Raw genomic sequence first — 23,448 nt, 5'->3', positions numbered from 1 at the left:
TATGTTTTCGAGCGGCCCCGATCCGCCTTTGCGCCTATGCGACCTTGTCGAGCGGGTTGCTATAACGCTGGTGTAGGAAGTGCAGGATTTCGTGGCGTGCATGGTTGTAGGCGGATGTTTCCGCCGCCTCGATCCGGTTGCGCGGCCGCGGCAGATCGATCCTGATATCCTCGCCAATGCCGGCCGCCGGACCGTTGGTCATCATCACCACGCGATCGGCGAGCAGCACCGCCTCGTCGACATCATGGGTGATCATCACGACGGTGTTGTTCAATTGGTTCTGAATCTCCATCACCGCATCCTGAAGGCTGGCACGTGTGAGCGCGTCCAGCGCGCCGAAGGGCTCGTCCATGAGCAGCACGCGGGGGGTCATCGCGATGGCCCGCGCAATGCCGACGCGCTGTTTCATGCCGCCCGAGATTTCGCTCGGACGCTTGGTCGCAGCATGCGCCATATGAACCAGCTCCAAATTGTGCATCACCCAGTCGCGCCGTTCACCACGCGATTTCCCCGATGCGGTCTTGTCCACGGCGAGGCGGACATTCTCTTCGACCGTCAGCCAGGGAAGCAGCGAATGATCCTGGAAGATCACCGCGCGATCGGGCCCGGGCCGGTCGACCACCTCGCCATCGAGGAAGACGACGCCGCGCGAGGGCTTCACCAGCCCGGCGATCACGTTGAGCAGGGTGGACTTGCCGCATCCCGAATGGCCGATCAGCGCGACGAACTCGCCCTTGTCGATCGAGAGATCGACCTGCTTCACCGCCACGAACGGTCCCTTCCTGGTCGGGAAGCTGACTTCGATGTCTTCGAGCGCCAGATAGCTGCGTTGTTTCATGATCCTGTGCTCCCGGGTCAGGCCTGGCGCGCCACGCGGCGGCCGATGAAGGCGACCAGCCGATCGAGCGCGAAGCCCACGAGGCCGATCCAGACGAGGGCGACGATCGTGTCGGTGAGAAGCGAGCTGTTGTAGCTGTCCCAGATGAAGAAGCCGATGCCGGTGCCGCCCTGCACCATCTCGGCGGCGACGATCGCGAGCCAGCTCATGCCCACGCCGATCCGCAGCCCCGTGAACATGTGCGGCACCGTTGCCGGCAGCATGATGCGCGTGAAATATTCGAACGGGTTGAGGCCGAGTACCTTGGCGACATTGCGGTAGGTCGCTGGGATGCTTTGCACGCCGGCCGCGCTATTCAGGATCACGGGCCAGATCGCCGTGATGAAGATCAGGAAGATCGCCGACGGGCCGGCCTGCTGGAAGATGGCGAGGCTGATCGGCAGCCAGGCGAGCGGCGGCACGGTGCGCAGCACCTGGAAGAAGGGATCGAGCGCGCGATAGGCTGTGCGGCTCTGCCCGATCAGCACGCCAAGCGCGATGCCGACGATCGCCGACAGGCCATAGCCGAGGGCCACGCGGCCAAGGCTGGTCAATATATGTCCCGCGATACCGACGTCGCCGCCATCCTGGATGTGCATGCCCGAAAGATCAAACGTGACCCCCTTCAATGGATGGAGGATGACGTCGCGGCTCTCGGACCAGATTCGGGAAGGGCTGGGAAGCGCTGCGCCCTCCGTACCGCATGAGATTTCCCAGAAGGCGATCAGCAGCACCAACAGCAGCGTCGTCGGCAGCAGGTTCGTGCCGATCGTCACCGCGCGGTCGATCCAGATGGAACGCTGCTTAGCTGATGTTGGCGGTACGACCGATCCGGCATCCGCTGTCGGCGCGGAAGGATGCCGGATGATCCCGGTGACAGGTTTCGCCGCCACATGCTCCGGCAACCAGCCGGCGCTCGTCGCGACAAGTTTGGCGGAAGAGGTCGACATGTCCGTTTCCCTTCGGCGAGAGACGATCAGACCCGCTTGATCGCGAGGCTCTTGAGGTAGGCGGCCGGATTGCCGGGATCGAAGACCTTGCCGTCGAAGAATTTCTCGACGCCCCGGCTCTCGCCCTTGGGGATCTGGCCGGCCGGAACCTTCGCCAGCGTCGCCGCCTTGCGCCAGATATCCGAGCGATTGACCTTGGCGATGACCGCGCCCTTGTTGAGCGTCATCGGCAGCTTGCCCCAGCGCTGATCCTCGGTGAGGAACCAGAGATCGTGGCTTTTCCAGGGAAAGGATGCGTTGGCCGCCCAGAATTTCATCTTGAACGGCGCATTATTGAATATGCGACCGTCACCCATGTTGAAGGTGCCGGCAAGCCGATCCTGAATGTCGGACGGCGCGACCTTCAGCCAGTCGCGTCCGCCGATGATCGCGGCGAGCCTGGCGGTGTTTGCTGGATTGTCGCACCAGCGCTGCGCCTCGATGACTGCCGCGGTGATAGCGATCGCCGCTCTTGGATTCTGCGCCACCCAGTCCGCGCGCATCGCGAAGCTTTTTTCAGGATGGTTCATCCACATCTGGCCAGTCGAAACCGCGGTGTAGCCCAGCTTCTGCGAAATGAGCTGATCGTGCCAGGGCTCGCCGACGCAGAAGGCCTCCATCGTGTTCGCCTTCATATTGGCGACCATCTGGGGAGGCGGGACGGTGATGAGCTCGACATCCTTGTCCGGATCGATGCCACCGGCGGCCAGCCAGTAGCGCAGCCACAGATCATGCGTGCCGCCCGGGAAGGTCATCGCCATGGTGATCTTGTTGCCGGCGGCCTTCCGCCTGGCGATGATCCCCATCATCTTCGCCGAATTAATGTCCGCCTTGGCGGTCATATATTCCTTCTCGACCGAGATGCCCTGGCCGTTGACGTTGAGGCGCGCGAGGATGTTCATCGGCGTCGCCTTGCCGATCGTGCCCAGCGTCAGAAAATAGGGCATGGGCGTCAGGATATGCGCGCCATCAATGCCCCCGCCGGCTGCGCCGAGCACCAGATTGTCGCGGGTCGCGGCCCAGCTCGCCTGCTTGAGCACCTCGACATCCGGCATGCCATATTTGGCGAAAAGACCGAGTTCCTTGGCGATGATGAGCGGCGAGGCGTCGGTGAGCGCGATGAAGCCGAGCTTGGCGCCCTTGACTTCCGGACCCGGGCCAGCGGCGAAGGCGCCGGCCGGAAAGGCGCTATTGACCGCGCCGAGAAGGGCTGTCGTTGCGGCTGCACCGCCGAGCTGAAGGAAGTTCCGGCGCCCGAGCGTCGACGAACAGCCCTGATCGGTGTCACAGCGATCATCTTTATTCTTCTCATTCATCTCTTTGACCCCCCGGTTGCGGAAACGAAAAAAGCCGCCCAACCGGGATGATTTCCCGGTTGATGGCGGCTCTGCCTGATCTCTTATCCTGACGGATCGAGATCCGCTGCTACAGCCCGTCTTTGGACTGGCAGCTATGATGGGATGGGCTACTTTGCCCGTAGGGGGAGACTGACCGTGATTCGCGGCTAATGCAAGTGCTTTTTCGCAGGTGCCGCATTTGCAATTGCCGCCAAGCCGGATTGCCAAAATGTTGGGGCTGGCGGCGTATCTCGGCTGACCGACGCTGGAAGGTCGGCACGCATGCCGCTCCACCGAATGTTGCGGTGCATCATCCTGGTGGAGAGAGAATGGGCCCCTGCCTCCGGGATCCCATCAAAATATCATTCTGATGAGATCCCACGCAGGGGCGATGGTTTAGATAATATCCGCGATCAGAAGCGGAGATAGAGGCCGCCCAATATCTGTTCGGGGTCGTAGCGGCCGCTGGTTTCGCGCTGGCGATATTCGACGCGGGCGCCGAGGAATTGGCCGAAGGTATAGCGCGCGCCGACGCCGTAGATCAGGCCGTCGCGGTGGCGATTGTCCGAGACGCTGGCGCCGGTGGCGGTGTTCGTGACCGTCACGTCCACCTTCTCGCCGCCATAGCCGGCGATGCCATAGGCGGCGAGGCCGGGGATGGGATTGAGGCCGAGCCGCGCGGTGCCGCTCCAGTTCCATTCGGCATCGCCTGTCACGCGCTGCGTGACGCCGCCATTGACGACGGTCGCTTCCGTCTTGCCGTCCGACATGCCGACACCGGCTTCGAGCGCGAAATAGCCGAGCGGGAAGGAGGGCAGCTCGACACCGCCGAAGACGCCATAATCGAACGATGTGTCATCGCCGCCGGTGCGCGTGCCGGCGACGCCGAAATTGCTTGCCCCGCGCGAGCCCGATCCGAGCTCGGCGCCGGCATAGAAATGGGGAAGGAGCGGCAGGCCCTGCGCCTGGGCGGCGGCCGGTGCCGCGAGCAGCAGGGCGGGCAGGAGATGGCGAAGCGCAAGCGACATGAGCGGAACTCCCTGAACGACGATTATCGATGCCGATCATGGATGGAAAATGGATCGAGCGCCAGTTCCGGGGATCAGCGCCCCTGTGCCAGCGCCTCCTCCGCCGCCGTATAGGCGGAGCTGCCCTTGGGAGCATCGTCCGCCACGCGGGTGATAAAATAAGCGAGCCCCTGCCCCTTCGCCCGGTCGATCCATAGCCCCGAGCGCAGGCCATAGGCCTCGCCGGCATGGCCGGTGCGGGCGAGACCGTCGCCGAACGGATCGTCGCGGCAGCCGGCCTGGGATGTGGCGAGCGTCTGGCTGGCGAGGCCGTAGCTGCAATAGAAGCCGCCTTCCGTGTCGCCATTCGCCCCGTCGAAACGCCAGAGCGGCGCCAGCAGCAGATCGACCGAGGCGGGGGAGAGCAGGCGCGTGCGGCCGATCCGGCCATTGTTGAGCAGCACCTGCCCGATCCGGGCGAGGCCGCGTGTCGAGATGCGCATGCCGCCCTGCGGCGAGAAGGTGGCGCCATTCTGGCCCGGCCGCCATGCCGCCAGATCGCAGCCGCCATCCGCCCCTGGCACCACCGGGCAGGTGGGACGATGCCCACCCAGATCGTCGCGCACGGGCCGCCCTGTCGCATCGTGGAGCACGACCGCATGATTGATCGCGCGATCGGAGCATGTCGTCCAGTTGAAGCAGGCATCGAGCCCGAGCGGCGCGAAGAGGAGGCGCGCCATCAGCCGATCGAAGCGCTCGCCCGTCGCCGCCTCCATCACCGAGGCGATGACAGGGAAGTTGAGATTGGCATAGCGGAACCAGTGTCCCGGCGGATGCGCATCGTCCCAGGCGGCGGGCTGCGCCAGCGCCTCCTTGAGCGTGGCGTCGAGCGGCAGCGCATAGTCGATCCCGTCGCGCAGGCCGGAGCGGTGCGACAGCAACAGGCGCAGCGTGACCGGCCGGTCGGGGAAGGCGGGATTGCGTATGGGATAGCCGAGCCAGCGCGCCACATCCGCATCCAGATCGAGCCGGCCCTGCTCGACCAGCCGCAGCACGGCGATCGCGACCGCGAGCTTCGAGACGGAGGCGACGCGCACCGGATCGTCCGCCGTCACGCGCCGGCCGCTCGCCGGATCCGCCATGCCCTGGGTCTGCGCCAGGCCGAGCGCCGAGCGTGTGAAGGGGAGGCGTACCGAGGCGGCGGCGCTCGGCTCGGCCTTAACCGGTCCGCAAAAATATATGGCTAATGCCGCGAAGGTGATTCGGAGCAGGAGAGGGGGCCGCATCGGCCGAGCATGGGCGAAGGATGGGCGCGGTACAATGGACGGAGGCAGGAAGGGAGCTGCCCAACCGCCAAACCCGGCCGGGGAAAAGAAAAATTTCGGATCTGAAACGAAATGACAAGGAATGGCGACGAATGGTTGCGATCCGGCGGCCAAAATTGCTGAAATTCACTTGATTTTGACCGTTATGGGCGGCTCTAAATGATGATGTTGCCCGGGATCGAGGGGATTGGGGGGACATGAAGAAACGGTCGATGAAGCGATCCATCATGCTGCTCGGCTTGGTGTCGCTCGTTGCGGTGCCGGCACTTGCGGATCGCGGCCCGAGCAAGAAGGAAACCGGCGCCATCGCCCATGCGCTGATCGCCGACGGCTATATCGGCTGGGACAGGATCGAGCGGGACGGCGGTGACTGGAAGGTGACCGATGCGCGCGACCGCGACGGCACCAGCTATCGGCTGCGCCTGAGCCGGAGCGACTATGATATAGTCGCGCGCAGCCGATATTGATCGACCGCGATCAGAAGAGACCCAGCGCCTCTACTTCCTCTGCCTCGAAATCGAGCCCGAACATCAGGCTGAGCCGCATCCGATAGACCAGAGGCGAACCGATCTCGCCCTCGGTCGGCGACCCGCCGCTGCGTCGGCTATAGGCCCGATCGGTGAGCGAGGCGAAGCCCTGCGGCAGGACGATGCTGACGATGCGGAGCTGGGTGAAGCGGCTCGCGGGCGCGGTCGCCGTCCAATGATTGGCGAGCGCGAGATCGGTGGGATAGGCCGGATCGAGCGTGAAGCTATATTGCGGCTGGAAGCCCGGGCCGCCGCCGCGCCCGTCCATCGGCCCCGTATCGCCCTCGCGCATCAGCATCCAGCCATGATCCGGATCGCGCGAGAGGCGATGGCGCGCGCCGTCGGGCGTTTCCACCATCTCGCCATCGGCCAGCGGCATGGGCGGCGTATAGCTGCCGCCGAAGCCGGCATCGGCGATCCAGTCCTGCCCGTCGATCGTGACGAGATTGAAGGTGTGGGTGCGCGGCGGCACTTCGGCGGCGCCCAGCCAGACGCGTGCGAGCAGCGGTCGCGCCTCGAAGCCGATCGCGTGGAGCGCGCGCAGGAAGAGCTGGTTCTGCTCGAAGCAATAGCCGCCGCGCTTGCCCGTCACCAGCTTGGCGAAGACGGCATCGGGATCGAGCGAGATGCCGCGGCCGAGCCAGATATCGAGATTCTCGAACGGGATGGCGAGGCGATGCGCGCGCTGCAACGCGATGAGCCCCGATGCGTCGGCCACCGGCGCGATGGGGAGCGCAATGCGCGCGAGATAGGCGGAAAGATCAAACTGGCTGGTCATCGAGGCTCGCTTCGGATTGGTGTTTCAGGCGGCGCCCATGCGAAAGGCGCAGAGTTTGTTGCCGTCCAGGTCGCGGAAATAGGCGGCGTAGAAGGCCTGGGGTCCTTCCTCCCCGCGCAGGCCGGGGCGGCCCTCGCAGCGGCCGCCAAGCGCCACCGCCTTGCCATGGAGCGCATCGACCTTGGCACGATCATCGACGAGGAGCGAGATCATCGTGCCATTGCCGACGCTGGCCTCCACCCCGTCATAGGGAAGGGCGACGCCGAACAATGGCTGGCCCCATTGCCGGCTCCAGGCGCAGATCCGGTCGAACTCGAGGATCCGGCTGGCGCCGATCGTTTCGAAGAGGCTGTCGTAAAAGCCCTTCGCCTTTTCGAAATCATTGGTGCCGACCCGATCATGGCGCTGGAGCCTCCCTGCTGCGTGGCCGCTTGTAGCGCTGGAACAAAGCGCGCCCAAGCCCCATATTGGCGGCCATGGCAATCCAGATCCGCACGACCCTCGACGAGCCCGAGACCGGGCAGAGCTTCATTCCCCACCGGCCTGAACGCCCCGAGAAATCGGAAGGCGGAAAGCCGTTCAAGCTCGTGTCCGATTATCAGCCCTCGGGCGACCAGCCGACCGCCATTGCCGAGCTGGTAGGCCAAGCGCGCGGCGGAGAGCGGGATCAGGTGCTGCTCGGCGTTACCGGATCGGGCAAGACCTTCACCATGGCCAAGGTGATCGAGGAACTGCAGCGGCCCGCGCTCGTGCTGGCGCCGAACAAGATCCTCGCCGCGCAGCTTTATGGCGAATTCAAGAGCTTCTTCCCCGAAAATGCGGTGGAGTTCTTCGTCAGCTACTATGATTATTATCAGCCCGAAGCCTATGTGCCGCGCACCGACACCTATATCGAGAAGGAAAGCTCGATAAACGAGGCGATCGACCGGATGCGCCATTCGGCGACGCGCGCGCTGTTGGAACGCGACGATGTGCTGATCGTGGCGTCCGTCTCCTGCCTTTACGGAATCGGATCGGTCGAAACCTATTCGGCGATGATCTTCGATCTCAAGAAGGGCCAGACGGTCGATCAGCGCGAGATCATCCGGAAGCTGGTGGCGCTCCAATATAAGCGCAACGACCAGGCCTTCGCGCGCGGCAATTTCCGCGTGCGGGGCGACAATCTGGAGCTGTTCCCGTCGCACTATGAGGATTCGGCCTGGCGGATCAGCTTTTTCGGCGATGAGATTGAGGAGATCGTCGAATTCGATCCGCTGACGGGCAAGAAGGCGGCATCGCTCAACAGCGTGCGCGTCTATGCCAATTCGCACTATGTGACGCCGGGGCCGACCTTGAAGCAGGCGAGCGAGGCGATCCGCCATGAGCTGGCCGAGCGGCTGAAGGAGCTGGTGGCGGAGGGCAAGCTCTTGGAGGCGCAGCGGCTCGAGCAGCGCACCAATTTCGACCTGGAGATGATCGCGGCGACGGGAAGCTGCGCGGGCATCGAGAATTACAGCCGTTTCCTGACCGGGCGCCTGCCGGGCGAGCCGCCGCCCACCTTGTTCGAATATCTGCCCGAAAATGCGCTGCTGTTCGTCGATGAGAGCCACCAGACGGTGCCGCAGATCGGCGGCATGGCGCGCGGCGACCATCGGCGCAAGATCACGCTCGCCGAATATGGCTTCCGCCTGCCGAGCTGCATCGACAATCGCCCGCTGCGCTTCAACGAATGGGATGCGATGCGCCCGCCGACCTTCTACGTCTCCGCCACGCCGGGGTCGTGGGAGATGGAGCGGGCGGGCGGCGTCTTCGCCGAGCAGGTGATCCGGCCGACCGGGCTGATCGACCCGCCCGTCGATGTGCGGCCGATCGAGAGCCAGGTGGACGATCTCATCCATGAGGCGAAGGAGACGGCGCGCAAGGGCTATCGCACGCTGGTGACGACGCTCACCAAACGGATGGCGGAGGATCTGACCGAATATCTCCATGAGGCGGGGCTCAAGGTCCGCTACATGCATTCGGACGTGGAGACGCTGGAGCGGATCGAACTGATCCGTGATCTCAGGCTCGGCGTCTATGACGTGCTCGTCGGCATCAACCTGCTGCGCGAAGGGCTCGACATTCCCGAATGCGGGCTGGTCGCGATCCTCGATGCGGACAAGGAGGGATTCCTGCGTTCCGAGACCTCGCTGATCCAGACGATCGGCCGCGCGGCGCGCAATGCGGAGGGGCGGGTGATCCTCTATGCCGATCGCATCACCGGATCGATGGAGCGGGCGATGGCGGAGACGCAGCGCCGGCGCGAGAAGCAGCAGGCCTATAATGCCGAACATGGCATCACGCCCGAATCGGTCAGGCGCAACATCTCCGATATCGTCGCGCATCTCGCGTCGAAGGATCAGGTGACGGTCGAGACGGGCATTGAGGAACGGCCGCACATGGTCGGCCATAATCTGCGCGCCTATATCGAGGAGCTGGAGCAGAAGATGCGCAAGGCCGCCGCCGATCTCGAATTCGAGGAAGCGGGCCGGCTGCGCGACGAGATACGCCGGCTGGAGCAGGAGGAGCTTGGCCTGCCCGTGGAGGAGCATAAGGCGCCCGTGCGCGGGAACGCCACCAGCGGCAAACCGGGCACGCGCACCACCCGCTTCGGCAAGGCCAAGGCGGCACGGGCGGCGAAGCGGGGGCGCTGAGCGCGGATTTGAGAGCAAGGCGGGGGATGCGTGGGCGCGCGCACGGGATTAGGGAAGGGACATGAGCCTTTCCCCGATCGACTGGACGCAAGCCGCATCCGATCTCGACTCCTATGGCGCCGCTGTGCTGCCCGGCCTGCTCGGCTCGGCGGAGTGCGCCGCGATCATCGGGCTGTGGGAGGAGGAGGGCCGCTTCCGCAAACATGTCTCGATGGCCCGGCATGGCTATGGCAGTGGCGATTATCGCTATTTCGCCTATGAGCTGCCCGCTCCCGTGCAGGCGCTGCGCAGCGCGCTCTATCCGCCACTCGCTACGATCGCCAATCGCTGGGCGGAGCTTCTGGGACGGGAGGAGCGCTATCCGGAGGCGCATGGCGATTATCTCGCGCGCTGCCATGCCGCGGGCCAGGCGCGGCCGACGCCGCTCTTGCTGCGCTATGGCCCGGGCGACTGGAACGCGCTGCACCAGGATCTTTATGGCGAGCATGTCTTTCCGCTTCAGCTTGCGATCCTGCTGTCGCGGCCGGGCGAGGATTTCGAGGGCGGCGAGTTCGTGCTGAGCGAGCAGCGGCCGCGCCAGCAGTCGCGCCCCGAGGTGGTGGCCCTGGGGCAGGGCGATGCGGTGCTCTTCCCGGTACGCGAACGGCCGGTGCGGGGCCCGCGCGGCTGGAGCCGGGTGCAGATGCGCCATGGGGTGAGCCGGCTGCGCTCGGGATCGCGCTTCACGCTCGGCATCATCTTCCACGATGCGCTCTGACGGGCCGTTGCCGCGACACGACGATCGGGGCTTTCCCCGGCGCGCCGCTTCGCTCATCAAGGCTGTCATGAGAGATATCGCCAAGCGATTCAAATGTCTGCCGATGGCGGCGCTGGTTTTGCTCGCCGCCTGCGCGACGCCGCCCGCGCCACCGCCGCCTGCTCCGCCATCCGCGACGCCGGCTCCGCCCGCCGCGCCCATGCCGCAACCCGCAGTGGCGTGGAGCGACATCCCGCTGACCCCGGGCAAATGGGCCTATGTCGCGGATGCGCGGGGATCGTCGGCCCTGTTCGGCCGGTCCGCCGCGCAGGCCGATTTCATCCTGCGCTGTGACGGGGCGACGCGCACGTTAACCCTGTCCCGCCCGGGCACGCGGGGCGGGGCGATGACGATCACCACCTCCTATGGCGCGACGCGCTGGCAGGCGCAGCCGGTGCCGGGGCCCGTGCCCTATATCGGCGCGGTCGCGCGCGCGAACGATCCTTTCCTCGACAAGATCGCCTTCAGCCGGGGGCGCTTCACGGTGGCGGGCGATGGCCTGCCGTTGCTCGTGCTTCCGGCCTGGGCGGAGCCGGCGCGGACGATCGAGGACTGCCGCAAATAGGAACCCTGCCCGCCGCCTATCCGTTTTTTCATAGCGGGCGGGCAGCAGGAGCAAGGGCAATGATCCGCAAGCTCAAATCCGGCCAGTACCGGCTCTATTCGCGCAAAGCCGACGAAAAGACCGGCAAGCGCCGCAATCTCGGCACCTTCGCGACCAGGGCGGCGGCTGAGAAGCATGAGCGCGACATACATTATTTCAAGCGGCACTGATCGGCCATGGCAGCGCGCAGATGGTCCCGGCAGGTGACCGAACGGTCGAACGCACTCGACCTGGAGGATCATGTCTTCGCGCTCGACGATCCGGCGGAAATCGCCCGCTCGCTCAAGCGGTCCGCCGAGCGGAGCGCGCGGCGCAAGGCCACGCCGTTCCGATCGGCCATGTCGATGCTGAGCTTCTACATCAATCGGGCGGGGCGCAATTTGCCGGCCGAGCGCAGGGCCCGGCTGGAAGCGGCGAAGGCGGAATTGCGCAGGGCCTTCGGGCGGGAATGACGGCCTGTGGCCGGAGCGCGGCGGCGGAAGAGTCTGGGCCGAAAAATATCTACATTCAAGGCTTGTGCAGCGAGTCCTGATGACTCATGTTAGCGATGCTCATCAACATAGCGAAAGGAGGTGATCCGATGTCTCATGGTTCAGCTTGGGGGTCGGTTCAGTCCGTTCGGGAGACGCGCTTCTAACAGCGCCAGGGTCTTCCGGGCCGGCACTTCCGGCCGCTGACCATGTAAGGGGGATCGCCGGGGCGTGAGTTCCGGCGATCCTTCTTTTTTTCTGGCCTTCCTGTTTTCGGAGGCGTTCAGCGCCGTTCGTTCCGCTCCAGAAGCTCGTCCCGCACGCGGATCGCGGCGACGGCCATGCGGACTTCGATCAGGAACAGCACCAGCCCCACGATCAGCAGCAGCATCGCCAGCACGAACACGATCGCCATCGTCTGGGTGAAGCCCAGGCCGAACAGGCTGGAGACGAACAGGCCGGCGATCGTCATGCACACCGCGACCGCGCTCGACGTGCACAGGAATATGGCGGTGTTGACCACCCGGATCCGCCGGTCGAGCAGGCGCAGCTCCAGCACCTGCTGGGCATGGCGGGGATGATCCGGCGGCGTGAAGGCCGCCTCGATCTTGCGCGCCCGATCGACCACCCGGGCAAGCCGCCCGGTGAGCATGTTGAGGAAGGCGCCGATGCCGGTGAGCAGGAATACCGGCGCCACCGCGAGTTGGATCGTATGGGCGAGATCGGCGACGGTGGAGGGGTTGGCCATGGCGCTCCCGATGCGGCGGAGCTCGGGGTGCGTCAAGCCGCTTCATTGTCTGTCCGAAAGGGCCGTTCCGCCGATTGCGAATCATGCATGGCCGGTTGCGTGCCGAGAATTCCGGAAACTGCAACCAAGCCAGCGCAGCTTTCATTTGTCACCCGGAAAATCCCCTTGCATGGTGCATCGCACAATAAATGAGGACCTGGCGGCGTGATGAAGGGAGCAAAGAGATGAAGAATTTGTTCGCATTCGCCGGCCTGGCGCTGGTGATGGCTGCCCCGGCCGCGGCGGAAAGCGGAGCTTTTTCGCGCGATGGCTATGACTTCACCTATGACATGACGACCCGCGACGACGTGACGCTGATCAACGGCCGGAACGAGACGACCGGCCAGCGTTTCTCGCTGCGCGTGCATGGCAATCGCGTGTCCGGCCTCGTCGGCGGCCAGCGCGTGAGCTTCAGCCGCGCCGTCGTCGGCGACGCGCAGTACGCCGCGCGCTAAGCCAATCCAGCCTGGAATAAGGAAAGGGCGCCGTCTCGCGACGGCGCCCTTTTTCGTGTCCGGTCCTGCCGGCTGGCGGATCAGCCCGCTTTCTGGGCCTGGGCGGAATTGACGCCCATGCTTTGCAGATAGCGCTTCACATTGCGCGCCGCCTGGCGAATGCGATGCTCATTCTCGACCATCGCGATGCGGACGAAGCCTTCGCCCTCCTCGCCATAGCCGACGCCGGGCGCGACCGCGACCTGCGCATGGGTGAGGAGCTGCTTGGAAAATTCCAGGCTGCCGAGATGCGCCAGCGCTGGCGGCAGCGGCGCCCAGCAGAACATCGAGGCGCGGGGGCTGGGAATCTCCCATCCGGCGCGCGCGAAGCTTTCCACCAGCACGTCGCGGCGGCGCTTGTAGAGCTGCCTGTTCTGCTCGACGATATCCTGCGGCCCATTGATCGCCGCGCAGGCTGCCGCCTGGATCGGCGTGAAGGCGCCATAATCGAGATAGGATTTCACCCGCGTCAGCGCCGCGATCAGCGTCTTGTTGCCGACCGCGAAGCCCATCCGCCAGCCCGCCATCGAATAGGTTTTGGACATTGAGGTGAATTCCACCGCCACATCCTTGGCGCCCGGCACCTGCAGGATGGACGGCGTCGGCACGTCATCGAAATAGATTTCCGAATAAGCGAGATCCGACAGCACCCAGATCTGATGCTCCTTCGCGAAGGCGACGACCTTCTCGTAGAAAGCGAGATCGGCGACATCCGCGGTGGGATTGGAAGGATAGCCGATCACCATCACGCTCGGCTTCGGCACGGTGAACTTCACCGCGCGTTCGAGCGAATCGAAGAAGCGGTCGTCCGGCGTGGTCGGGATCGAGCGGATCGTGGCGCCGGCGATGATGAAGCCGAACGTATGGATCGGATAGCTGGGATTGGGCGCCAGCACCACGTCGCCCGGTGCGGTGATCGCTTGGGCGAGATTGGCGAGCCCCTCCTTCGAGCCGAGCGTCACTACCACCTCCGTCTCGGGATCGAGATCGACCCCGAAGCGGCGCTGATAATAGCCCGCCTGCGCGCGGCGCAGCCCGGGAATGCCCCGGGACGCGGAATAACCATGCGCATCGGGCTTGGCGGCGACCTCGGCCAGCTTGGCGATCACATGCGGCGGCGGCGGCAGATCGGGATTGCCCATGCCGAGATCGATGATGTCCTCGCCCCGCGCTCGCGCGGCCGCGCGCATCGCGTTCACTTCGGCGATGACATAGGGCGGCAGGCGGCGGATGCGGTAGAAATCCTCGGTCATGACTTTCCTCAACTTTACGCTTTGGCCTGTGAGATTGACCTCTTGTGCGGGGGGCGACGAGTCGCCCATCTTCGTCGACGGGCGGCCCTTGACGGAATCCCGCAGACGGCGTGCCTTATAAGCCGGCTACGGCCCGATTGGCAGGGGCCGGCGCGAATAAAGAGAGGATGGCCGATGGCCGATGGACAGGACGGGCGCGAAAGCGCGGATATGGGTTCGACGCTCAGGGACCTTCAACACTGGACGGGTGTGATCGGGCGCGCGCAGCAGATGATGCTGGAACATGCCGCCGAGGCCGCCGCCATGACCGGCGGCAAGACGCAGGAGCCGATCGGCGCGCTGGTGAGCGAGATGCCCGGCCCGGCGCTGCCCGGATCGGCGACCTTGCCGCTGCCCGATCCGGCCGCGATCGCGCGCGCGCAGAGCGAATTTTGGGCGGAAAGCCTGAACCTGTGGCAGGGCTTCCTCGCCAAGGGGCAGGATGCGGCCAATTCCGCCTTCGCCATCGCCGCCGACAAGGATAAGCGCTTTTCCGCCCCGCAATGGCGCGAGCATCCGCTGTTCGACCTGATCCGCCAGACCTATCTGATGATCGCCGATCATCTGATGAAGGGCGTCGAGGAGCTGGAGGATGTCGACCGGCGCCAGAAGGAGCAGATCCGTTTCGCCACCAAGACCTTCGTCGAGGCGATGAGCCCGGCCAATTTCGCCGCGACCAACCCGCTGGTGCTGGAGAAGATGTTTGAGACGCGCGGCGAGAATCTGCTGCGCGGCCTGGAATATATGCTCGCCGACCTGCGCCGCGGCCAGCTCACCCAGGGCGATCGCACCGCCTTCGAACTGGGCGTCAACATCGCCACCACGCCGGGCAAGGTGATCCACGAGACGCCGCTCTATCAGCTGATCCAATATGAGCCGATGACGGACAAGGTGCTGGACGTGCCGCTCCTCATCTTCCCGCCCTGGATCAACCGCTTTTACATTCTCGATCTCAAGCCTGAGAACAGCTTCATCCGCTGGGCGGTGGAGCAGGGGCTCACCGTGTTCGTCCTCTCGTGGAAATCGGCCGACGAGACGATGGCCGAGACGACGATGGAGGATTATGTGCTGCGCGGCCAGGCCGAGGCGATCGATCTGGTGCGCGACCTGCTCGACGTGCCCGCGGTTCACACCATCGGCTATTGCGTGGCGGGAACGACGCTCGCCATGACGCTCGCCTGGCTTGCTGCGACGGGGCAGGCGGCGAAGGTCGCCAGCGCCACCTTCTTCACCGCGCAGGTCGATTTCACCGAGGCGGGCGATCTTTCGCTGTTCGTGACCGACGAGCAGTTGAAGCTGATCGAGAAGCTTTCGGCCAACACCGGCTATCTCGACGGGCGCTATATGGCGGCGACCTTCAACCTGCTGCGCGGGCGCGACCTGATCTGGAACTATGTCGTCAATAACTATCTGCTGGGGCAGGATTATGTGCCCTTCGATCTGCTCCATTGGAACAGCGACGTCACCAACCTGCCGGCCAAATGGCATCGCGCCTATTTGGAGGATTTCTATCGCGGCAACCGGCTGGTGGAGGCCGGCGCGCTGAATATCGCGGGAACGCCGATCGATCTCGGCCGGGTCGAGACGCCGGCCTATGTCGAGGCCGGCCGCGAGGATCATATCGCGCCACCGGAAAGCGTGTGGAAGTTGACCCAGCATCTCAAGGGACCGATCCGCTTCGTCCTTGCGGGGTCGGGCCATATTGCCGGGGTAATCAACCCTCCCGCAAAGAATCGCTATCAATATTGGACCAATCCGGGAACATTTTCGTCGCTCGAAGATTTCATCGCGGGCGCAGTCGAAACGAAGGGCAGTTGGTGGCCCGACTGGCGCAACTGGATCGGCGAACGGTCCGGCGGCACGGTCGAAGCGACCGGCGCCCGCATTCCTGGCGGGGGCAAGCTGCCCCCCCTGGAGGAGGCCCCGGGAAGCTACGTACGTAGTCGCTAGCCTACCAAAAGCCGCCATTTTCGCTGCACTGCACAAATAATCCCATTGAAATAAGCGGGCGAATTGCTTATTGTGCAATGCAACATGGCGGTGCATCGTTACAAGGAGCGTTCGTTGACCGATACGAGGCCTGAGAAGCTGCCTGGCGTTTCGTCGGTGAAGCCACGGACGGCTAAGCCGGCCATATCGGCCCCAGGTCCGTTACCCGATGTCAAGCCGGTCAAGCCGCGTTCCAAGGGCGAGACCGCTATGCCCAGGAAGGCGAAGGCTATTCCTTCGGCCCCACCAGTCGAAGCGCCGCTTGCGGAGAGCGCCTCGGCCACATCGTCCTCCGCTGCCCCTGAGCCCCAAAAACCGGATCTGAAAGGAACAATCGATATGGCTACCGTCGCTCCCGCCACCCCGAAAGCCGCCGCCGAGAAGGTTCAGGCGCTGTTCGGTGATCTGAACGAGCGGGCCAAGAGCGCATTCGAGAAGAGCACCAAGCTGGGCGAGGAATTCGCCGACCTGACCAAGGGCAATGTCGAGGCGCTCGTCGCCTCCGCCCGCGTCGCGGCGAAGGGCACCGAGCAGCTTGCGCAGGAAGCGGCCGATTATAGCAAGAAGAGCTTCGAGACCGCGACCACCGCGTTCAAGAGCTTCGCTTCGGTCAAGTCGCCCACCGAGCTGTTCCAGCTCCAGAGCGATTTCGCCAAATCCTCCTTCGACAGCGCCGTTGCCGAGGCTTCCAAGTTCAGCGAATCCTGGCTGAAGCTGGTCGGCGAAGTCGTCCAGCCGCTGTCGAGCCGCTATGCGGTCGCGGCGGAGAAGATCAAGACCGTCGCCCTCTGAGGCTGACGCGCCGGATTGCGACGCGGCCGCTCTCCCCTGGAGGGCGGCCGTTCGCGTCTTCGGGGCCGGACGGGGGCTTGCTCCTCACCCTCGCATTGCCATATTCTGTGCGTTCCACCGGCGAGCGAGACGATGCTGAGCGCTGATCTTGATATTCATGCGATGGCCACCCGAAAGGATGGCGAGGAGGACGGCACCGGGCTGGGCGTCGTCACGCGCACGCGTACGCGCACCAAAAAGCCCTCGCCCTACAAGGTGCTGATGCTGAACGACGATTATACGCCGATGGAGTTTGTCGTCCTCTGCCTCCAGCGCTTCTTCCGAATGAATATCGAGGATGCGACACGGGTGATGCTGCACGTGCATCAGAAGGGCGTCGGCGTCTGCGGCATATTCAGCTATGAGGTGGCCGAGACCAAGGTCAGCCAAGTCACCGACTTCGCCCGACAGAATCAGCATCCGCTTCAGTGCACGCTCGAAAAGGCGTAGCGGCCCGCGATCCTATCCGCATCACGGCCTGATCCATCACATCTTTTATTGGTTTCGCCTCGGGCGGCCGCGTGATCGGTGCCGTCCGCCTCATGGTCGATCCGATTTTCGCTGCATCGCACCATCGTGCTGAATCACCGCGCTCAGGCTGAGCGCGGCTGGGTGGAAGGAGGCAGGAGGAAGGCTCCGGCGCTTCGACAAGTCGGCACGGGAGGGGGCGGACGGCTCCGCCGGAATGACGATCGGGGCGCCTTGCTTCATCCCGCAATGCGGGGAATGCTTGCGTCGCGGCAAGGAGGCGATAAAGGCGGCTGATGGACAGGATCATCATCCGCGGCGGCCGCCGCCTCGCCGGTCGCGTTCCGATCTCGGGCGCGAAGAATGCCGCGCTCACCCTGCTGCCCTGCGCGCTGCTCACGGCCGAGCCGCTGACGCTCGAAAATCTGCCGCGCTTGGCGGATGTCGACAGCTTCGGCCATCTGCTGAACGGGCTGGGCGTCTCGACGACGGTGGCGGGATCGCGGCCGGATGCGTTCGGCCGGGCGATGACGCTCCATGCCGAAACGCTGACCTCGACCGTCGCGCCCTATGATATCGTGCGCAAGATGCGCGCCTCGATCCTGGTGCTCGGCCCGCTGGTCGCCCGCGGGGGCGAGGCGACCGTATCGCTGCCGGGCGGCTGCGCGATCGGCAATCGCCCGATCGACCTGCATCTGAAGGCGCTGGAGGCATTGGGCGCGGAGATCGAGATCGCCGCCGGCTATGTGAAGGCGATCGCGCCCAAGGGTGGGCTGGTCGGCGGGCGGATCGTCTTTCCGCTGGTCTCGGTGGGTGCCACCGAAAATGCGCTGATGGCGGCCGTGCTGGCCAAGGGCGAGACGGTGATCGACAATGCCGCGCGCGAGCCGGAGATTACCGATCTCTGCCGTTGCCTCGTCGCCATGGGCGCCGAGATTGACGGCATCGGCACCGAGCGGCTGATCATCCAGGGCAAGAGCGCGCTTCACGGCGCCAGCTATGAAGTGATGCCCGACCGGATCGAGGCGGGCAGCTATGCCTGCGCCGCCGGGATTACGGGGGGCGATCTGGAACTGGTCGGCGCGCGCATGGCGGATATGGAGGCGATCGCCTCGGGCCTCGCCGATGCCGGCCTTGCCATCGTCCAGACGCAGGATGGCGTGCGCGTCGTGGCGGACGGGCGGCTTTCCGCGCTCACGCTTTCGACCGCGCCTTTCCCGGGCTTTCCCACTGACATGCAGGCGCAGTTCATGGCGATGCTGGCGTTGGCGGATGGGGCGAGCGTGCTGACCGAGACGATCTTCGAGAATCGCTACATGCATGTGCCCGAACTGCTGCGCATGGGCGCGGACATAAAGGTGCATGGCCGCACCGCCGTGGTGCGCGGCGTGGAGCGGCTGGTCGGCGCGCCCGTGATGGCGACGGACCTGCGCGCTTCGATGAGCCTGATCCTCGCCGGTCTCGCCGCCGAAGGGGAAACGGTGGTCAGCCGCATCTACCATCTCGATCGCGGTTATGAGCGGCTGGAGGAAAAGCTTTCCGCCGTGGGCGCGGATATCGAGCGCACGTCCGAGGGCTGAGGCGGGGCTCGTTCTGGCGTAGCTGGAGCCTTTTCCGCCGGCCTTGGAACACCGCGCTCAGGCTGGGCGCGGTCTCCGCGGAGGAGGCTCTGATCCCCTTATCCCCGCACAGGGGGCGACGGTTGAACGCCTTATAGAAGCACCTCGATCATGTGGATGGCGAGGCCGACGAGGCCGCCGACCATCGTGCCGTTGATGCGGATATATTGCAGATCGCGCCCGACCGCGGCTTCCAGCCGGCCGGTGATGGTCTGCGCGTTCCAGCCGCGAATCGTTTCCGACACCAGCTTGACGATGTCGTCGCCATAAGCGGCAACTGCGCCGACCGTGACGCGGCGCGTGAAGCGGTTGACCGGCAGCTTGAGGCGCGGCTCCTTCTGGAGCGTGTCGCCCAGCTGGCGCAGCGCCTCGCCGAAGCCGCCCGAGACGGCGCGGGCCGGATCGCGCGCGGCGCGGATCAGCGCCTCGCGCAGGCTCTGCCACATGCGGTCGAGCCAGCCGGTGATCGCGGGATTGGCGAGCGCCTCGAGCTTCAGCCGCTCGACCCGGGCGCGCATCTCCGGATCATGCTGAAGGTCATGCGCGAGCTTGGCCAGCCCTTCCTCGGCCTTGGCGCGCAGCGGATGATCCGGAGTCTCGATCATCTCGCCCAGCATCTTCGACAGGCCGTCGAGGATCGCATTGGACAGCGTCTCGTCCAGTCCCGTCCAGCGCAGGATCGCGCCTGCCCGATCATGGATCATGCGGCGGAGGATCGGCTCATTGGCCTCCAGCGTGCGGCCGGCCCAGAGGATTGCGGCGTCGATGATCGGGCGGTGCCGCCCCTCCGCGATCATGGTCGTGAGCATCTGTCCCATGACAGGCGAGATTTCCAGTGCGCGCAGCCGGCCGGCGGCGGCGGACTTGGCGAGCGTGCCCAACTGCTCGTCGTCCAGCGCTTCCAATATGGTCACGGCGAGCTTCGATCCGCCGGACCGCAGCCGGCCGTCGCGCGGGGGCGCGGCGAGGATGCGGCCGAGCGCGCTCGCCACATCCAGCCCGGACATGCGGCGCGCGACGACCGAGGAGGTCAGGAAATTGTCGCGCAGGAAGGAGGCGAGATTGTCGCCGATCCGATCCTTGTTGCGGGGGATGATCGCGGTATGCGGTATGGGCAAGCCAAGCGGGTGACGGAACAGCGCCGTGACCGCGAACCAGTCCGCCAGCCCGCCGACCATCGCCGCCTCGGCAAAGGCACGGACGAAGCCCCAGATATTGCCCGGACGTTCGAACGAGGAGGCCAGCGCATAGAGGCCGGCCATCGCCACCAGCAGCCCGGTCGCCACCGCATGCATGCCGCGCATGCCACGCTGGGCGGGGTTGAAGCGATCCTGTCGGGTGCGGGCGACGAAATTCATGTCCGCCCTCGTAGCAACAAAGTGCCGATCGGGCGAAGGCCGGGATCGGTGGCGCCCGACGGGCGGGGGAGGGAATGAAAGGCGGACGGCATGGTCCCCGAAACAATCGCCGTCGCGCCTTTTGGTTCATTCTGCCCGCGAGAGAGCGGGCGCCTATTCCGCCGGCTGGGGAAGCCGCGCGCCATGGCCGCGCTCGCCGCCATTGGTGAGCCAGCGGGAGAGGCGCGGGCCGATCCGCTTTTCGAACCCGTCGGCCAGGCTGAACGCCGCCGGCACGATCAGCAGGGTAAGCAGCGTCGAGAGGATCAGGCCGCCGATCACGGTGATCGCCATGGGCGCGCGGAAGCTGCCATCGCCCGTGATCGAGAGCGCGATGGGCACCATGCCCGCCACCATCGCCACGGTGGTCATCACGATCGGCTGGGCGCGCTTGTGCCCAGCTTCCAATATGGCCTGCGTCTTGGACCGGCCGCGGCCCATCTCCTCGATCGCGAAATCGACCAGCAGGATCGAATTTTTGGCGACGATGCCGAGCAGCATGAGCAGGCCGATCAGCACCGAGATCGAGATGGGCATGCCCGTGAGATGGAGCGCCACCGCGCCGCCCAGCGGCGCCAGCAGCAGCGAACCCATGTTCACGAAGGGCGGCATCACCCGCTTATAGAGCAGCACCAGCACCGCGAAGACCATGAAGATGCCCGAGATGAGCGCGATCATGAAGTTGGTGACCATTTCGGCCTGGAACTTGCTGTCGCCAAACTGCACCCGCTCGATGCCCTGGGGCAGATTCTTGAAGGCGGGCAGCGCCAGCACCTTCTTCATCTCCTCGCCGCTGATCGCGCCGGAGGCGAGATCGGCGCCGATCACCAGGCGGCGCGTCTGGTTGTAGCGGCGGAGCTGCGACGGGCCTTCGCCGAAGCCGATATCCGCCACCACCTTGAGCGGCACGGAGCCGCCGCTGATGGTCGGCACGGGCAGGTTCTGGATCGTCGCGAGGCTGCGGCGCGAATTTTCGTCGATCGCCACCCGGATCGGGATCTGGCGATCGGTCAGCGAGAATTTGGCGACATTCTGGTCGATATCGCCGAGCGTCGCGATACGGATCGTCTGGCTGAGCGCCGCGGTCGTGACACCCAGATCAGCGGCAAGATCGAAGCGAGGCTTGATCGTGATTTCCGGCCGGGCGAGATCGCCGTCGATTCGCGGAGCGCGGATGTTGGGCAGACCCTTCATCGCCTCCACGACCGACTGCGCGCCCGCCTGGAGCTTCACTGGATCGTCGCCGGCGAGCATGATGGTGATGTCGCGCCCACCGCCGCCGGTCTGCGACTGGAAGGTGACGCGCGCATCGGCGATGTCGCGCAGCCTGGGCGCCATCGCGCGTTCGAATTCGGTGCTGGTCCGCTGCCGATTCTTGTCGAGCGTGATGAAGATGCGCGCCGAGCCGACATCGATATCCTCCAGCGCGGACTCCACCTCGGGCGCTTCGCGCAGGATGCGGGCCGCCTCGTCGGCCACCGCCTCCGTCTGCGCCAGGGTGGACCCCGGCACCATCTGGATGCGGACCTGACTGTAATCGGTGTTGAGCGTGGGCATGAAGGTGAAGGGCAGGGTGGCGAAGGCAAAGATCGTCGCCACGAAGGAAAGCAGGCCGATGCCCATCGTCTTCCAGCGATTCCGGAGCGTCCAGCGCAGCACCGCCATATAGCCGTCCATCAGCCAGCCGCCGCCATGTTCGGCATGGCCATGCGCCTTGAGGCAATAAGCGGCGATCATCGGGGTGATGAGCCGCGCCACCGCAAGGCTCATCAGCACGGAGGCCACGATGGTGAGGCCGAATTGCTTGAAGAATTGGCCGGAAAGGCCCGGCATCAGGCCGACCGGCAGGAACACGGCGACGATCGCGAAGGTCGTCGCGACCACCGCGAGGCCGATCTCGTCGGCGGCATCGATCGAGGCCTGGAAGGCGGATTTGCCCATCCGCATGTGGCGCACGATATTCTCGATCTCGACGATCGCATCGTCCACCAGCACGCCCGCAACGAGGCTGAGCGCGAGCAGGCTCAAGCCGTTCAGCGTGAAGTTCATCAGGTCCATGATCCAGAAGGTCGGGATCGCGGAAAGCGGGATGGCGATCGCGGAGATCAGCGTCGCGCGCCAGTCGCGCAGGAAGACGAACACCACCAGCACGGCAAGTACCGCGCCCTCGATCATCGCATGGATCGCGGACTCATATTGCATCTCGGTGTAGTCAACGCTGGTGAAGAGCTGGGTGAAGTGGATCTTGGGATTTTCCTTCTCCAGCTTTTTCAGGGCCTTGAGCGTCTCCTTATAAATGGTGACGTCCGAATAGCCCTTGGCCTTGTTGATGCCGAAATTGAGCACCTGACGGCCGTTCATCTTGGCGATGCTGCGCTGCTCGGCATAGGCGTCGCGCACCGTGGCGATGTCGGAGAGCTTCACGGTGCGGCCATTGCCGACCGAAATCTGCTTTTCGCCCAGCGAATAGGCGTCGTCGGCATTACCAAGAATGCGGACCGACTGTTCGGCGCCCGCAATTTCGGCGCGGCCGCCTGCGGCATTGAGATTGGTCTGGCGGAGCTGCGCATTGACCTGCGCGGCCGTCACCCCCTGCGCCTGCATCTTGGCGGGATCGAGGATCACCCGGATCTCGCGGCTGACGCCGCCGCCGCGATCGATCGAAGCCGTGCCGGAGATGGTCAGCAGCCGCTTGGCGACATCATTGTCGACATACCAGCTCAACTGCTCGAGCGTCATGTCGACCGCTTCGACCGAGAAATAGGCGATCGAATCGCCATCGACGTCGACGCGCGTCACCACCGGCTCGAGAATGCCGTCGGGAAGCTCGCTGCGGATCTGCGACACCGCGTCGCGCACGTCGTTCACCGCGCGATCGACCGGCGTTCCGATCGAGAATTGGACGAAGGTCCGCGAATTGCCTTCGTTCACGAACGAGTTGATCTCGTCGACGCCGCTGATGCCGCGTACCGCAGCCTCGATCCGCTGCGTGACCTGCGTTTCCATTTCGCTGGGTGCTGCGCCCGGCTGGCTGACGCTGATGTTCGCGGCGGGGAAGCTGACGTCCGGATTCTGGTTCACGTCCATCCGCATGAAGGAAACGATGCCCGCCAGCGTGAGCGCAACGAACAGGACGATCGGCGGAACCGGATTGCGGATCGACCAGGCGGAGATGTTGCGGAAGTTCAT

22 protein-coding genes are annotated in these 23,448 nt (G+C 65.1%); 11 read left to right on the top strand and 11 right to left on the bottom strand.

The window, feature by feature from the left end:
- Positions 1-34: 34 nt before the first annotated feature.
- The 5 genes from CLG96_RS01240 to CLG96_RS01220 all read right to left on the bottom strand — a co-directional run bounded on the left by CLG96_RS01240 (position 35) and on the right by CLG96_RS01220 (position 5,496).
- A complete protein-coding gene (locus CLG96_RS01240) occupies positions 35-838 on the bottom strand; it encodes an ABC transporter ATP-binding protein (protein ID WP_107966036.1) in 804 nt (267 codons plus the stop codon).
- Between the two features lie 17 nt (positions 839-855).
- Positions 856-1,827, bottom strand: coding sequence for a nitrate ABC transporter permease (ntrB, locus tag CLG96_RS01235; protein WP_107966035.1), 972 nt, complete (start codon positions 1,825-1,827; stop codon positions 856-858).
- 26 nt (positions 1,828-1,853) lie between these two features.
- Positions 1,854-3,182, bottom strand: coding sequence for a CmpA/NrtA family ABC transporter substrate-binding protein (locus CLG96_RS01230; protein ID WP_107966771.1), 1,329 nt, complete (start codon positions 3,180-3,182; stop codon positions 1,854-1,856).
- Positions 3,183-3,616: 434 nt separating this feature from the next.
- Positions 3,617-4,231 (bottom strand): outer membrane protein, encoded by a 615-nt coding sequence (locus tag CLG96_RS01225; protein ID WP_107966034.1) that lies wholly within the window; start codon positions 4,229-4,231, stop codon positions 3,617-3,619.
- A 74-nt stretch (positions 4,232-4,305) separates the two neighbouring features.
- Positions 4,306-5,496 carry a serine hydrolase domain-containing protein gene (locus CLG96_RS01220; protein WP_107966033.1) on the bottom strand — a complete coding sequence of 397 codons (1,191 nt, stop codon included), beginning with the start codon at positions 5,494-5,496 and terminating at the stop codon, positions 4,306-4,308.
- Positions 5,497-5,747: 251 nt separating this feature from the next.
- Here CLG96_RS01220 and CLG96_RS01215 point away from each other — a divergent pair, with 251 nt between their 5' ends.
- Positions 5,748-6,002 carry a PepSY domain-containing protein gene (locus tag CLG96_RS01215; RefSeq protein ID WP_165799474.1) on the top strand — a complete coding sequence of 85 codons (255 nt, stop codon included), beginning with the start codon at positions 5,748-5,750 and terminating at the stop codon, positions 6,000-6,002.
- Positions 6,003-6,012: 10 nt separating this feature from the next.
- On the opposite strand, the gene CLG96_RS01210 is transcribed toward CLG96_RS01215, so the two are convergent.
- Both CLG96_RS01210 and CLG96_RS01205 read right to left on the bottom strand, forming a co-directional pair.
- Positions 6,013-6,840, bottom strand: a complete 828-nt coding sequence (locus tag CLG96_RS01210; RefSeq protein WP_107966031.1) for an arylamine N-acetyltransferase family protein — start codon at positions 6,838-6,840, stop codon at positions 6,013-6,015.
- A 24-nt stretch (positions 6,841-6,864) separates the two neighbouring features.
- The gene (locus tag CLG96_RS01205) at positions 6,865-7,299 is read right to left on the bottom strand and encodes a VOC family protein (protein ID WP_243395557.1); all 435 of its coding nucleotides are present in this window, start codon (positions 7,297-7,299) and stop codon (positions 6,865-6,867) included.
- Positions 7,300-7,316: 17 nt separating this feature from the next.
- On the opposite strand from CLG96_RS01205, the gene uvrB reads away from it, so the two are divergent.
- The 5 genes from uvrB (at position 7,317) to CLG96_RS01180 (ending at position 11,364) form a co-directional block, all read left to right on the top strand.
- Positions 7,317-9,512 carry an excinuclease ABC subunit UvrB gene (gene uvrB / locus CLG96_RS01200; RefSeq protein ID WP_107966030.1) on the top strand — a complete coding sequence of 732 codons (2,196 nt, stop codon included), beginning with the start codon at positions 7,317-7,319 and terminating at the stop codon, positions 9,510-9,512.
- A gap of 61 nt (positions 9,513-9,573) precedes the next feature.
- Positions 9,574-10,269, top strand: coding sequence for a 2OG-Fe(II) oxygenase (locus CLG96_RS01195; RefSeq protein WP_107966029.1), 696 nt, complete (start codon positions 9,574-9,576; stop codon positions 10,267-10,269).
- Positions 10,270-10,336: 67 nt separating this feature from the next.
- The gene (locus tag CLG96_RS01190) at positions 10,337-10,873 is read left to right on the top strand and encodes a hypothetical protein (protein WP_107966770.1); all 537 of its coding nucleotides are present in this window, start codon (positions 10,337-10,339) and stop codon (positions 10,871-10,873) included.
- A 59-nt stretch (positions 10,874-10,932) separates the two neighbouring features.
- A complete protein-coding gene (locus tag CLG96_RS01185; RefSeq protein ID WP_107966028.1) occupies positions 10,933-11,082 on the top strand; it encodes a hypothetical protein in 150 nt (49 codons plus the stop codon).
- A 6-nt stretch (positions 11,083-11,088) separates the two neighbouring features.
- Entirely contained in the window at positions 11,089-11,364 is a 276-nt protein-coding gene (locus CLG96_RS01180; RefSeq protein ID WP_107966027.1) for a DUF3175 domain-containing protein, read from the top strand.
- A 301-nt stretch (positions 11,365-11,665) separates the two neighbouring features.
- Here CLG96_RS01180 and CLG96_RS01175 read toward each other — a convergent pair whose 3' ends face one another.
- Positions 11,666-12,130 (bottom strand): DUF2721 domain-containing protein, encoded by a 465-nt coding sequence (locus tag CLG96_RS01175; protein ID WP_107966026.1) that lies wholly within the window; start codon positions 12,128-12,130, stop codon positions 11,666-11,668.
- 224 nt (positions 12,131-12,354) lie between these two features.
- On the opposite strand from CLG96_RS01175, the gene CLG96_RS01170 reads away from it, so the two are divergent.
- Positions 12,355-12,624 carry a hypothetical protein gene (locus CLG96_RS01170; protein ID WP_133175312.1) on the top strand — a complete coding sequence of 90 codons (270 nt, stop codon included), beginning with the start codon at positions 12,355-12,357 and terminating at the stop codon, positions 12,622-12,624.
- Positions 12,625-12,704: 80 nt separating this feature from the next.
- Here the strand turns inward: CLG96_RS01170 and CLG96_RS01165 are convergent, their stop codons facing one another.
- Positions 12,705-13,916 carry an LL-diaminopimelate aminotransferase gene (locus CLG96_RS01165; RefSeq protein ID WP_107966024.1) on the bottom strand — a complete coding sequence of 404 codons (1,212 nt, stop codon included), beginning with the start codon at positions 13,914-13,916 and terminating at the stop codon, positions 12,705-12,707.
- 174 nt (positions 13,917-14,090) lie between these two features.
- On the opposite strand from CLG96_RS01165, the gene CLG96_RS01160 reads away from it, so the two are divergent.
- The 4 genes from CLG96_RS01160 to murA all read left to right on the top strand — a co-directional run bounded on the left by CLG96_RS01160 (position 14,091) and on the right by murA (position 18,823).
- Complete coding sequence (locus CLG96_RS01160) at positions 14,091-15,905, top strand: PHA/PHB synthase family protein (RefSeq protein WP_107966023.1); 1,815 nt, start codon at positions 14,091-14,093, stop codon at positions 15,903-15,905.
- A gap of 378 nt (positions 15,906-16,283) precedes the next feature.
- A complete protein-coding gene (locus CLG96_RS19045; protein WP_243395556.1) occupies positions 16,284-16,736 on the top strand; it encodes a phasin family protein in 453 nt (150 codons plus the stop codon).
- 162 nt (positions 16,737-16,898) lie between these two features.
- Positions 16,899-17,225, top strand: coding sequence for an ATP-dependent Clp protease adapter ClpS (gene clpS / locus CLG96_RS01150; protein WP_107966769.1), 327 nt, complete (start codon positions 16,899-16,901; stop codon positions 17,223-17,225).
- A 314-nt stretch (positions 17,226-17,539) separates the two neighbouring features.
- Positions 17,540-18,823 carry a UDP-N-acetylglucosamine 1-carboxyvinyltransferase gene (gene murA / locus CLG96_RS01145; RefSeq protein ID WP_107966021.1) on the top strand — a complete coding sequence of 428 codons (1,284 nt, stop codon included), beginning with the start codon at positions 17,540-17,542 and terminating at the stop codon, positions 18,821-18,823.
- Between the two features lie 131 nt (positions 18,824-18,954).
- On the opposite strand, the gene CLG96_RS01140 is transcribed toward murA, so the two are convergent.
- Positions 18,955-20,220 (bottom strand): DUF445 domain-containing protein, encoded by a 1,266-nt coding sequence (locus tag CLG96_RS01140; protein ID WP_423828176.1) that lies wholly within the window; start codon positions 20,218-20,220, stop codon positions 18,955-18,957.
- A 153-nt stretch (positions 20,221-20,373) separates the two neighbouring features.
- Entirely contained in the window at positions 20,374-23,448 is a 3,075-nt protein-coding gene (locus CLG96_RS01135; protein ID WP_107966020.1) for an efflux RND transporter permease subunit, read from the bottom strand.

The organism is Sphingomonas oleivorans (assembly GCF_003050615.1).
In the GTDB taxonomy this organism is placed as follows: Bacteria; Pseudomonadota; Alphaproteobacteria; order Sphingomonadales; family Sphingomonadaceae; genus Sphingomonas_H; species Sphingomonas_H oleivorans.
The sequence above is the reverse complement of the archived record's forward strand: the minus strand, read 5'-3'. Positions and strand labels throughout refer to the sequence as shown.